The 12179-nt window shown below is 35.8% G+C and carries 12 protein-coding genes, 1 tRNA gene and 1 other RNA gene; 8 read left to right on the top strand and 6 right to left on the bottom strand.

Annotation, left to right across the window (positions count from 1 at the left end; genetic code table 11):
- Positions 1–31: 31 nt before the first annotated feature.
- From C6988_RS07835 to C6988_RS07825, 3 genes are all read right to left on the bottom strand, one after another.
- Positions 32–1180 carry a S1C family serine protease gene (locus tag C6988_RS07835; RefSeq protein ID WP_182134487.1) on the bottom strand — a complete coding sequence of 383 codons (1149 nt, stop codon included), beginning with the start codon at positions 1178–1180 and terminating at the stop codon, positions 32–34.
- 62 nt (positions 1181–1242) lie between these two features.
- On the bottom strand, positions 1243–2448 hold the full coding sequence (locus tag C6988_RS07830) for a glycosyltransferase family 2 protein (RefSeq protein ID WP_182134486.1): 1206 nt from the start codon (positions 2446–2448) through the stop codon (positions 1243–1245).
- A 2-nt stretch (positions 2449–2450) separates the two neighbouring features.
- Positions 2451–2864, bottom strand: coding sequence for a type II toxin-antitoxin system RatA family toxin (locus C6988_RS07825; RefSeq protein WP_182134485.1), 414 nt, complete (start codon positions 2862–2864; stop codon positions 2451–2453).
- Positions 2865–3005: 141 nt separating this feature from the next.
- On the opposite strand from C6988_RS07825, the gene C6988_RS07820 reads away from it, so the two are divergent.
- On the top strand, positions 3006–3221 hold the full coding sequence (locus C6988_RS07820) for a hypothetical protein (protein ID WP_255464419.1): 216 nt from the start codon (positions 3006–3008) through the stop codon (positions 3219–3221).
- Positions 3222–3259: 38 nt separating this feature from the next.
- Positions 3260–3586 (top strand): tRNA-binding protein, encoded by a 327-nt coding sequence (locus tag C6988_RS07815; RefSeq protein ID WP_182134484.1) that lies wholly within the window; start codon positions 3260–3262, stop codon positions 3584–3586.
- Here the strand turns inward: C6988_RS07815 and C6988_RS07810 are convergent, their stop codons facing one another.
- Both C6988_RS07810 and C6988_RS07805 read right to left on the bottom strand, forming a co-directional pair.
- Positions 3587–4288 carry a PAC2 family protein gene (locus C6988_RS07810; RefSeq protein ID WP_182134483.1) on the bottom strand — a complete coding sequence of 234 codons (702 nt, stop codon included), beginning with the start codon at positions 4286–4288 and terminating at the stop codon, positions 3587–3589.
- Positions 4289–4366: 78 nt separating this feature from the next.
- Positions 4367–4927, bottom strand: coding sequence for a TATA-box-binding protein (locus tag C6988_RS07805; protein WP_012214981.1), 561 nt, complete (start codon positions 4925–4927; stop codon positions 4367–4369).
- A gap of 155 nt (positions 4928–5082) precedes the next feature.
- On the opposite strand from C6988_RS07805, the gene C6988_RS07800 reads away from it, so the two are divergent.
- Positions 5083–6198, top strand: a complete 1116-nt coding sequence (locus tag C6988_RS07800; protein ID WP_255464418.1) for a DUF1512 domain-containing protein — start codon at positions 5083–5085, stop codon at positions 6196–6198.
- Between the two features lie 165 nt (positions 6199–6363).
- Here the strand turns inward: C6988_RS07800 and map are convergent, their stop codons facing one another.
- Positions 6364–7260 (bottom strand): type II methionyl aminopeptidase, encoded by an 897-nt coding sequence (gene map / locus C6988_RS07795; protein ID WP_182134482.1) that lies wholly within the window; start codon positions 7258–7260, stop codon positions 6364–6366.
- A gap of 79 nt (positions 7261–7339) precedes the next feature.
- Between map and C6988_RS07790 the strand changes: the two genes are divergently transcribed.
- The 5 genes from C6988_RS07790 (at position 7340) to rnpB (ending at position 12125) form a co-directional block, all read left to right on the top strand.
- A tRNA-Pro gene (locus C6988_RS07790) sits at positions 7340–7416 on the top strand.
- A gap of 97 nt (positions 7417–7513) precedes the next feature.
- The gene (locus tag C6988_RS07785; protein ID WP_182134661.1) at positions 7514–7801 is read left to right on the top strand and encodes a hypothetical protein; all 288 of its coding nucleotides are present in this window, start codon (positions 7514–7516) and stop codon (positions 7799–7801) included.
- Between the two features lie 161 nt (positions 7802–7962).
- Positions 7963–11277, top strand: coding sequence for a lamin tail domain-containing protein (locus C6988_RS07780; RefSeq protein ID WP_182134481.1), 3315 nt, complete (start codon positions 7963–7965; stop codon positions 11275–11277).
- Positions 11278–11308: 31 nt separating this feature from the next.
- A complete protein-coding gene (locus C6988_RS07775; protein WP_182134480.1) occupies positions 11309–11812 on the top strand; it encodes a DUF367 family protein in 504 nt (167 codons plus the stop codon).
- Positions 11813–11846: 34 nt separating this feature from the next.
- Positions 11847–12125, top strand: an RNA gene (rnpB, locus tag C6988_RS07770) — RNase P RNA component.
- Positions 12126–12179: the final 54 nt, after the last annotated feature.

Below are 12179 nucleotides of genomic sequence, written 5' to 3'. Positions count from 1 at the left end.
CAATGCTTGGATTGAAGTATTTAATCTTGTATTAATTGAAATTTGGTCTTTCTTCTAAAACCAGTACAAAATTACTAGTTCTACCATCTCTTAATACTTCTAAATTAATTTCATCTCCGACCGATTTTTCACGTTGCAAATGGATTAAAATATCGTCAATCTTTCTTACTTTCTTTCCATCAACTTCTAGTATGACATCTCCTCCAATAGGATAATTCACTCCGTCAATCTGTTTTGTATCTGTTGAACCATGCAGCCCAGCCTTTTCTGCTGGACTTCCTTCGATAACTGATACGATAAGAAATCCTCTCGCTTCATTAAGATTTAACACACTTGCCAAGTCAGGATCGATGTCTCTTCCTGTGATACCTAACCATGGATGATGATAACTACCATCTTCAATCAGTGTGGGAACAATCTTTGAGATGGTGTTTGATGGAACTGCAAAGCCAACGCCTGTAAATTCACCTGTAGTGGATTGGATGGCAGTATTGATTCCAATCACCTGGCCTCTCATGTTAATTAAAGGTCCTCCAGAATTTCCTGGGTTAATTGCCGCATCCGTTTGTATGACATCTGGTATAGAAAATCCACTATCTTGTGATGGAAGTAAGCGACCTAATTGACTGATTATGCCTGATGTCATTGAGCCTGATAGTCCAAAGGGATTCCCGATAGCTGCAATCTGTTCTCCGACTTTTAATTTTGATGAATCTCCAATTGATAATGGATGTAAAAGTGATTTATCAACTTCCACTCTAATCACCGCAACATCTGTAAAAATATCTGAACCAACTAAGTCTGCCTTGTATGATGTTCCATCCAGAAAAGTAACCTCAATTTTTTTTGCATCTTCTACCACGTGTGCATTTGTAATGATATGTCCTCTAACATCGTATACAAAACCTGAACCCACACCACTTCCAGTAGTTTGCGTGGTACGTTGGACATTGACTCTGACCACTCCTGCTTCTGATTGTTCAAAAATTTGAATCAACGATAATGGCTTTGCTGCCGTAATAGGGGTTGTTTCGCCAACTGTGGTGACACTATGGCCATTAGATACGACTAGATCCTTGGGAGGTTGCATTGTTGGAGGTGGATTAAGCAAAACAACAAAAATTACTAAAACTAATGTCACTCCAAGAGCGCCACTAACAATTACTCCTGATTTATCCAAGTGATTTCAACATGTTTGACTTTCTCTAAAAAGCTTTACCATTAACTTACGGTATGATGAGCCTAAATGCTAATCGAGCTTTGTGCATGATCCTTCATGGAATAACTTCTACCTCTCCATGACACTGCTGAATTACTTTTTGCATTTATCAAACCACTTGCAAAACCTAGAATCACAATCAGACTTCCGACAGGACCTAAGGAAGAATAAATAACTCCAATTTTTAACTCTCTTGCATCAGAAATTCCTCCTACATAGATTAGTATGGATGCAATTAGCGATGTGACAAACAATACAAAAAATGAATTAGAATACGACAAAAATAACGCAGAATAAACCAATAGAGTATATGGTAAAAATAAAAGAAACACTACAGCAACGAAAATTCCAACAGCGATTAATCCGTTTTGAAGGTACAACGGAATCATTAATCTTTTTAGAGCATTCCATAATGTGAAAAAATCTCTGGCCCAAATTGCTTGAATCATATGCTCTCCTCTAACCATTTTCATTTTGTAGCCTGATTCTTTGACTTTTTTACCCAATGCTCCATCTTCTATAATTTCTTGTTTGACTCCCTCATGTGTTCCCACTTCTTCATATGCCTTTTTTTTAATTACAAAGAAACTTCCAAAAAAATACCCTGTTTTTTTTGTTGGATCATTTACTCTCAAAGCCGAAAATCTCGTATGTAAAAATGTGGATATCATTGGAAGAGTTATTTTTGTCCAGAAATCAAGACACAGCATTCTTGGAATAGCAGTCAGTGCATCCAAATTCAATGATTGTAGATGTGATGTAGCTATAGATATGACGTTCTTAGAATGTATGGTGTCTGAATCTGTAAATAACAACAAATCTCCTGATGATTTTTTGTATCCTTCACAGCAAGCCCAATTTTTCCCCATCCATCCTTCTGGTTTAGGTCTGGCTTGAACGTAAATCACCCTAGAGTCTTTTTTTGCATATTCCTGAATGATTTTCCCGGTGTCGTCTTCTGAAGAATCATCAATTGCTATAATTTCAAAATTGCTGTAGTCTTGCATTAACAATGAATCTAAACACTTCTCAATGTATCCTTCTTCATTTCTTGCAGGCAGGATCACTGATACTTTCAATGTCTTATGTTCTATTTTTTCAAATTTATCCAAGTAGGGTGTTAATGAAAATGATTGATACATTGTTCTTAGTAGGGTAACCCATGCAATTGATACTCCAATCATAGTTGCAACTAGGAAATAATTGATAACATCAATTACAAGTTCCATTTCTATTCTATCTCATCTTTAATGGATTGTAATGCTTGCTCAGTCCCACTCTTGATGTGTTTTGATATCATTCCAGTAAACATTCCCATCATTCCAGATAATTTAATGTCCCAAATTGCCTCTAATTTTACAAAATCTTCTTTTTGAGATATGTTGATGGTTTTTGAACCTTCGATTATTCCTTTTGTAAAAATTGACTCAATTTTTTCTTTGGGATATAGGGTGACTTCCTGATTACACTTTTTATCTTTAAATGCAATTGTAATCTCTCGTTTGATTTTATTCCCCTCTTTTGAGATGTTTTTTACTTCCTTTGTGCCCTTCCAATATTTTGGTTCATTATCTAAGTCTGATACTATGTCCCAAACTTTGTCGATGGTTGATTTTATATCCACAGAAGCCTCTATCTTTGCCAATTATGAGTAGTTTTTTCCGCATTAAATATATTAGATTCTAAATGGGTTATATCAGACTGTGAGGGGTAAACTGCTAATGAGAACATTAACTCCAGTTCTTGGCATTTTACCATTCTTCCCTTACAGTCTAATTGATTTACAATGAAAGCTTCACGATACATGCCAAAAATTGGAACCTTTGACGGATTGGGTTTTTGGAAAAATGCATATGCCCATCAACGAGGAAAGTTGCTAAAAGCCGTTAGTGTACCTGATGACCAAATCAAAGAATTAGTTAATAAAAAATATCAAGAATTACCTGCTCCTCTGAAATACTCTATTGAGACAAGTGGTTTCAAAAAAAAGGATTTCATGTAATTCGAAATCAATTTTAACGAGATCAAAAAATGACGTTCATGACAAATGTAACTTATGAAGACTTTGCTAAATTGGATATTAGAGTTGCCAAAGTATTATCCACCGAAAAAATTCCAGGCAAATCAAAGATCATCAAGGGAGTGATTGATCTAGGTGATGATCATAGGGATGTAATCATTGGTGGTGCTCAATATTATGAGGCAGATGAGATGGTTGGTAAAACTGTAATTGTAATTGCAAATCTAGAGCCAAAAAAAATGGCTGGTGTTGAATCAAATGCCATGCTTCTTGCTGCTGATGTTGACGATAAGCCTTTTTGGTTAACTGTATCTGAAGAAGTGCCTTTGGGCTCTCCAATAAAATAACTAACCTATGCCTGGTCTGTCCTTCTTGACTTCGGTTTGAATTGGGATAATTTTCTTATCTATCTCTGTTGTGTCAATTGTGATTTTCAAAATTTTGCTAATCAGTTTAATGATGTTGCTTGCTGCAAGATATTGTGGACTGTCAGGCTCATGAATTTCTCCAAATAAACCAATTCCATTAATGCCATTTTGTTTTGCTTTTCCTAAAACTAATCCATTAAACCATGTAATGCTACTTACTTCATTTCCAAGCACTGGTATGTTATTGTCTTTGAGAATCTGCATCGATTCATCATCTGTTGCAACGCCGTAAACACTTTTTCCTCCATTCTTTTCTGCTGGCAGATAACCTCCTGCTGAAATTACTAGTTTTATGTTTCCGATTTTTTTAACCGCATCTAAAATTTTTTCAGTCATGGAAATTACAACATTTGGTTCTTGCGGTTGATTATTTCCAGTGAATATTACGATTGCATTTTTTTCATCTACATGTATTGTGTACTCATCTGATGGCGTTGATATCATACCATCTTTTTGATTCACCCATGGTTTGTCTGATAATACAACTTTTGATGAGATTTTAGCATCTAATGCTTTTTGCAGGTGTTCTGTTACAAGTCCTCCCACTTTACCCATATCTGGAAGTGAACTAATCAAAATCACATCTTTTAATACAAAATTCTCAATTGTTTTTATATTCATAAATAATTGAAATTCTAGTTATATATCGGCTTTACTTTTAATTTATAACAAAAACAGAAAATTTTGAAGTCTATGAAATTAATCATAGATCATTAGGTCTTTCTCTTCTAATAGTGCATGAAGATTATTTACTGACCTATACACATCTGGCTCTTTTTTAGCACCTGTACATACTAATTTTCCAGAGGAGAATAATAGAATCACAGTCTTTGGATCTAGCATTCTATGAATCAATCCTGGAAATTGCTCTGGCTCATACATACTTCTTGGCAAAGTTCTTGCAGCTTGCTCTAGGTGTATCTTTCCACCCAGATTAATTGATGCAACAATATTTTGAATTTCAACAACTGCATCTTTTTTTACTTTGATGCCGCCCTTGCGAAGTTTTTGTACAACTGTCTTTACAGCTTTTCTTGCCATCTCTTCAGACTTTGAACCGGTGCATACCATTTTTCCTGATGTGAAAATTAGTGTAGCTGTTTTTGGACTTTTTAATCGAAATACTAATCCTGGAAATTGATCCGGATGATACTCAACGTCTGGAAATGTCCTGGTAATCTCGTTAAGATCCATTTTTTGGTCTACTGACGCAGATGCTACTACATTTTCAACACTTACTATTGGCTTAGTTTGTGGCATATTACAAAAATCTCCTAGATTAACTATAATAAAAGCACTCGCCAATTTTTTGCTTTGTGGTCCATTTTTTTAACCTCAAAACCTCTTTTTTTGCATTTTTAGAGATTTGAGGACTTGCCGAATGATTAAATTTGGAGCGCTTGATCGCGTCTTTATTGGAACTTGGAGATTTTAATTTTGATGAATTTTTTGGAATGGGTGATGATACAAATCCATTGATGATGTTGGTTTGGATTCTTCCTGTGATAATCTTTGTTTTTTATGGTCAGAGAATCCAATTACAAATTACATCTAACGACATCAAAAAACAAATCAATAAACTCAATCTCTACAAAGATGAATCCAGAACTGAATTAATCAATCACGTGAAAAATTTTTCAAAAACAGATCATACATCACGTCTTGATACTTTTGTTGATTACTTTACAATCATGCCAGTGGATATGGATCCTAATGGAATTGTATCCAAAGTTCGCCACATAATTCGTTCTCGTGAAGATCATACTAGATTACAAATTAAATCACTGTATCCTGAAATTAACGATTATGAACTAAGTCGAGTACAAACATTACTGGAAATTACTTCAACTTTGAAATTATTATACAAAATTATCAATCACTTGTATCTTACCGCAAAAAAACAAAATAACTATCCGCTGATCTTACCATTACAAATGATGCTTCCTTTTATAATGGAAGAAGCTGAGGCTTTAAAAGAAGCATTACCTGCTTTTAAAGCTGGTCAACCTGTGGGTGACGGGATCGGTCCTATGGTTGTTGGCAAATTAATGCTCAATACAAAAAAACAACCTATTGCATTTCAAACTGTATATAGCGAAACTGAATATAAAGGAAAAAAATTATTTTTAATGAAAGCTGAAGGTCCACAATCATCGGTAGGCCGTCTTGGGGATGGAGTTGAATCGCTTACTTCTAAAAATAAAATTGATTTTATAATTATGATTGATGCTTCATTAAAGTTTGAGGGCGAAGATTCTGCTCAAACATCACAAGGCTTTGGAGCAGCTATAGGTGGAATCGGTACTGAAAGATTTCAGATAGAGGAAATTGCTACAAAAAATAATATTCCAATATTTGCAATAGTGATAAAACAATCTGTAAAAGAAGCGATTACATTAATGACAAAAGAGATTGCCGAAAAAGCTGATGATGTTAGTTCTCAAGTTTACCAAATGATTGATGAAAATGTAGGCCCTGGTAAATCTGTGTTAGTAATTGGAGTTGGAAATACAATGGGTGTTCCTCAATGATCTTTAAGAAAAAGAAAATAACAAATGCCTATACGATTGAGCAATGCAATTCCTGCAATAAAGAAATTAAACGAAAGTTCAAAGATGGAGATTGCTTGTTTTCCGAAATTTCAAAATGTTCTGCGTGTAACGGTACGATGCTTATAGAAAAAATCTTTGGCGAAACTATTGAGCTATAGTTGTAACTGTAGCCCCATTTTGATCAGGAATGAATGTATGTTCTGCCTGTGCCACTCTTTGCCCGTTTGCCTCTACTAGCACTGGATAAGCATGAACTGCCTTTTTCTTGATGAGTATCTCTAGTAATTCTCTTGCCTGTTTTTCCTCATATGTTTTGGTAATCCATCGTAGTGCAAATGGAAGCATGTTGTAATTTTCCCAAATATGATCTAGAAGTTTATCTGCTTCTTCATTTTTTGTTTTCTTCCTAGACACCAATGCATAGATGTTTTTTATCTTTCCTTCTCTGACAAATCCTAACCCTTCATCCGTTGTAACAAAAGGCTCACATGCATAAGCACTAGAGTCTGTTAATGAGAAAGTCCCTATGGACCAAATATTTGGAATTGATTTCCCAGCATGTATTGTATACTGATCCAATGAATGTCCGCTTAGATTAGCTATTGGTTTGTATCCTAACTGTTTGATCGTTTTTTCTATAGTTCTTCCAATGTCACTTGCTTTGACTCCTACTTTGATCATTGACATTGCATTTGCTAATGCCTCTTCTGCAGCTTGAACAAGACCATCATACTGTGGATCGTAACAGACCGTTACTGCAGTATCTGCAATGTATCCGTTAATCTGAGCTCCAAGATCTATCTTTACAAGATCATCATCCTTGATTGTTAACTGATCATTGGGCTCTGCTGTATAGTGAGCAGCTAATTCATTTATGCTAGTATTTACTGGAAATGCACATTTTGCTCCTCTTTGAATAATTTGACTTTCCACTTCCTCGCATATCTCAAAAACAGTTTTTCCAACCCAATTTTTCATTCGCACCATTTCTCGAACTTCTGATGCAATTTTTCCGGCTTTGATGTAATCTTCAACTTGCAATAATTTTCCTCTTAACGTTTCTTATTTAAAATCATCATATGGCAGGCTTAAATTGGGGACTTTGCTGTGCACATTTTAAGGGATTGTGGTCTAGCTTGGTATGATTCTGGTTTTGGGTACCAGAGGTCGTAGGTTCAAATCCTGCCAATCCCACCATTAATTTTCCAGAGAATTATTATGCGATGTTTTTACATTATACCTGCCGAGCGATGAAGAAGAGTTAGAGTGATGACTTTGATATGAAGTGAACTTTATGGCTCTGAGCTTCGGCATATCTTTTTATCAATTACTGATATTTGGTCTTTCATTGTATTTTGAGCGCCGTGATTTCATTCTTTTAGCAGGAAGTGTTTTGTTTGTTATTGGATTGATGCCGTTTATGCCTCCAGCATATGCAATAGCAATTGGAGGTGGACTGTTCATCGGAATCAAATCCTTTGTAGTTCATAGAAAAAAAACTATCCAAAAAGAGACTGGGGATGGCATTTGTATGGAATGTGGGGAAAAAACAGTTGGAAAAAAATGCCCTAACTGCGATTAGTATCATTCCTACGCGTTCTCTAAATACCAAAAAAACCAATTTTTACGCATGGAAACGCCCTTTGAAACCAGGCATCTAAGGTCAACTTTCACAACAAGCTCAACTTTTACTCAATTTCATTCTAAAATGTCCTGTAAAAATAGTCTAGGCATAGTGATAAGATGAAAAATCATGTATACTTTGTAATGTTTGCATTTTTGTTACTTGGAGGTAGCATCTACCCTGCCATGGCACAAACTAGCAATGTTGCAAAAAATGTGGTAATTAATGAGATTGATATCAATCCACCTGGAAATGATGCTTTGAGCCCAAGTGAATGGGTTGAGCTATACAATCCCACTGATTCAGTCGTTGATCTTAGTGGTTGGAAAATTGCATCTACTACCGTTTTGAAAAAGACTTTAACAATTCCCGATGGAACAAAGCTTAATCCAGGACAGTTCAGAACATTTTCGTATACCACAGGATGGTTTACTGATACATCAGAAAAAGTTCAACTTCGAAGCGCTGCAGGTGCGGTAATTGATGAGACTCCAGTAATTACTGATCTTAGTAATGATTTTAGATCTTGGCAAAGAAACTACGATGCTTATGGTGGAAATTCCATCTCTGATTGGAAATTTTCAACATCAAATGCCGGCTCATCAAATGGAAAACTTGAAACCAAAACAGAATCAAGCTCTGTCGGTTTAACTCTATCAATTGACAAGTCTCAATATCTATTTGGGGAAACTGCAACAATTAGCGGCTCAGTATCTGAAAAAGTATTTGTTGAGAAGCCTTCTTTCAAACCTGCAGAAATAAAAATTACAGTAAAGGGCCCATCATACAATAAAGAATTTACTTTGTATCCTGATTACTTTTTAAATTACAAAACTACACTAAGTTTGCAAAAAGTGGTTGGTATCAACGCAGGTGAATATCAAGTCACAGTTACATATTCTGATGCAACAGCTACTGGAACATTCTCAGTAGGTGATTCTGTAACCCAAGAAAAAGAAGTTCAGAGCGATGAATTGTCTATTACTACTGACAAACTATCCTACATTCCAGGAGAAAGAGTGCTGATTACTGGTTCTACATCCAAAGTCTTACAATATGTGGGAATGAAATTCAAAGTTTATGATCCTAATGGTAAACAAGTTTTTGATGGTTCACTATATCCAACAAATTCAAAGTTTTCTACTTCTATTTTTATGACTACAGTTAATCCAGTTTATGGTGAATACAAAATATCTGCAGAATATGGATTACAAAAGATTGAAACATCATTTCAATTAAGTGAAGACCAAAAAAATGATGAATTAATTACAGTAACCACTGATAAAGAATTTTACGGATTAGGTGAAACCGTAACCATTTCAGGTAGATTAAACAAAGTATTTGTCCCTGCATTGGACCTTGAGATAGTTCAAAGCACTAACTTGGCTGTCAATATCAAGGGTCAAACAAGCGGTGGCAACACTTTCAAAATTCTTGATGTGTTAAGGCCTGCAGGAGATGGTACATTTGAATACAAATTCAAACTTTCAACAGATTCCAGCAGATTGGGTTCCTACAAAGTCAAAGTTTCAAAAGATATTGGAACTGTTCTTTTGTCGTTTGCAGTTGTAGAGAATCCTAACGATTACGAGGCATCTTCCTTACCGCTTTCATTAAGCACTGATAAAAAATCATACGAAGTTGGTGATACAATAAAGATCACAGGCAAAGTTAACGACAAGAAAGAGCGCTCCAGCTTTGAAACTCCAACTGTTAAAGTCGAATTACTAAACTCTAAAGGAAAACCTGTAACATTTGCTGCTGGAACAAGTAAAGAATCCACTACAAAATCCCTAACTGTTGCAAATGTGTACGCCGGAATTCCTGATACTTCAGGAAACTTTATGATACAAATTCCTGTATCTCGCTCAGTCTTTGTTGGTGGAGAAACTTACCAACTAAAAGCCACATATGATGACCGATTAACCAACACTGCATTAATTTCTATTACTGATTCATTTACAGTTGGTAGCACCTCGATTTCTGCTACCCTTGATAAACAAATTTACGGCCTAGGTGAAACTGTCTCTTTAACTGGCCAGCTTGGAACTACAATTCAAGGTGATGCAATAAAGATTCAACTGTTCAAGCCCAGCGGTGATAGAAACGAATATGGCGCTACTGCAAATGGTGGAAAATTCACTTGGAGTTGGAGTATTCCGGTAGCAGACACTAAGGCAACTGGATTAGGAAACACCAGAGTTACTACATCTAGCGTATTTGGAACATACCAGGTACTACTATCTACATCTTCGCAATCTAGCAGTGTATACTTCAAAGTTTCACCAGATCCTACAAATGATTCACTCTCATTATTGCCATTAGAAATATTTACTGACAAACCAGTTTATGCTGCAGGTGAAACCCTTACTGTTTTAGGAACTGCCCAAAAAAGAACTCAGGGCTCTGAAGGTCTAGTTGTACAGGATAGAGCAAAAATTGAGGTCTTGTCATCTACATTCCCATACAAGACAATCTTTGATGCATTTGTATATCTTGATGCAGGCGGCAATTTCAAAAGCTCATTTGTGCTTCCTGTGACTATATTTACTGAGGGAACATACAAGGTAGTTTCACACTATCAAAAATACAAAGCAGAAACTGTATTTTCTGTAGATAATGATTATAATTTAGAAGGCAGTGATGATAAATTATCCCTGATTTCATCAACCGACAAGTCTGAATATTCTCTAGGTGATACTGTCTACTTTACTGGACGACCTAACAAATTCATTCATTTAGAGAAAGTTGACGTTAATGTTGTACATGAATCAAAATCACAAATTACTTGTGGTTCATTTGTATGTGGAACTCCTGGCCAAGCTATAACAATAAGGCCTGGCTCTTCCGGGTCATTTACTTTTGAATATAAAATTCCCACATCTCCTTCTGCCATTGGAAAATATGAAATTATTGCCGATGTAGAATTTGGAAAGTTCTCCACCTCATTTACAGTTACTGACAAAAAACCAGAACCGACTGTAACTCAAACCGACAAAACACCCACAAAATCCATTGAGAAATTCAACAGAATAACGGAGGAATTAATCTCAATTCCATTGGTGTCTACCACCGAAAATAATGTCACGATATATCCAAAGATTATTCAAGGCTCACTCTTCACTCCTACTAGGGGGCAAGAAGCGAACGTTAACATGAAGATTTCCACCGAAAGTGGAGTTTGTGTAATTGGGCCTGGATGTCTTGTTGAAGAATCCACAAGAGGCCCTGGAGAAATCTACAAAGTAGTAGAGGTTGAAGGATTCAATTATAAAATTAGGTACAGTGGTTCTGATGTTAGACTGGAAAAGTTTGATATTCTACCCGAATCAAGTGATGAATTACTACCAGAGATAACTTGGATTGTTGAGATACTAAAGGATTCCCAACCATCACAATTCTATTACAAAATAATCCGTGATGTATCAGAATAAACTCAAATAGAATTATCTTCTTTTTGAATTATTGAACATACAAGTTTTAATGCTAAAGCAGGATGACCCAAAAAAATGCACAGCAGCAAAACTTGTCAAATTCGGACTAGCTAAAGACATCAAAAAGACTACTCGAAAATCCCTCATCTTAGACCCGTTCTCAGAAAAAACTTTGCTAAAGAAGGATCATTCTCTGATTAATTCTATTACTGCAATTGATTGTTCATGGAATTTAGCAGACCAGACATTCATACAAAAATTTCAAGGAATTTCACGAAAACTACCTCCTCTTTTTGCAGGAAACCCTGTGAATTATTCCAAGATCAACAAATTGACAACCGTTGAGGCATTATGTGGTGCACTATTCATCCTAGGATATGATTCACAAGCATTAGAACTGCTTGACAAATTCAAATGGGGTCATACATTTTTTGAATTAAATGAAAACTTGCTTAACGATTTTAAAAAGATCAAAGCTGAAAGTGAAATTTCATTTTTATTGAAAGAATACAATATTCCTCTTGAATCCCTTTAGCAAAACTCAAATCTTATTACTCCATTTGATTATTGCGAGTCAGAGCACAACACGCTGCTACGGCAGAGGAAACTCCTCCCTCTATACAGGAAATGTGATCTGGAGATAGATGATCAGAGATGGTCGGCAACAGAGCAGAAAAAATTCCACCTGGCGTACTATGATGGTTAAGCCTGAGATTTCCAGGAAGTGAAATGAAAGATCTGTCCCACATGGAGCAAAGCCAAACAGAACCTAAAGATCCTGTACTTGGTTCAGGTAGGCTGCAAAGCGAAATATTGTGAAAACAAAAGGAGGGTTACTCCTGACACGCACTTTATTTTTCTAATCATCATGAACGTTTGTTGTCTAGCTGTAATCCTTCTAT

It is taken from the genome of Nitrosopumilus sp. b1 (assembly GCF_014078545.1).
Lineage (GTDB): Archaea > Thermoproteota > Nitrososphaeria > Nitrososphaerales > Nitrosopumilaceae > PXYB01.
Note: the sequence above shows the minus strand (reverse complement) of the source record. Positions and strands in the feature narration are given on the sequence as shown.

What these genes read in the sequence shown, in the direction of transcription:
- C6988_RS07830 (WP_182134486.1), bottom strand. Translation starts at nt 2,448, where the DNA reads ATGGAACTTGTAATTGATGTTATCAATTATTTCCTAGTTGCAACTATG.
- C6988_RS07820 (WP_255464419.1), top strand. Translation starts at nt 3,006, where the DNA reads ATGAAAGCTTCACGATACATGCCAAAAATTGGAACCTTTGACGGATTG.
- C6988_RS07815 (WP_182134484.1), top strand. Translation starts at nt 3,260, where the DNA reads ATGACAAATGTAACTTATGAAGACTTTGCTAAATTGGATATTAGAGTT.
- C6988_RS07810 (WP_182134483.1), bottom strand. Translation starts at nt 4,288, where the DNA reads ATGAATATAAAAACAATTGAGAATTTTGTATTAAAAGATGTGATTTTG.
- C6988_RS07805 (WP_012214981.1), bottom strand. Translation starts at nt 4,927, where the DNA reads ATGCCACAAACTAAGCCAATAGTAAGTGTTGAAAATGTAGTAGCATCT.
- C6988_RS07785 (WP_182134661.1), top strand. Translation starts at nt 7,514, where the DNA reads ATGGCTCTGAGCTTCGGCATATCTTTTTATCAATTACTGATATTTGGT.
- C6988_RS07780 (WP_182134481.1), top strand. Translation starts at nt 7,963, where the DNA reads ATGAAAAATCATGTATACTTTGTAATGTTTGCATTTTTGTTACTTGGA.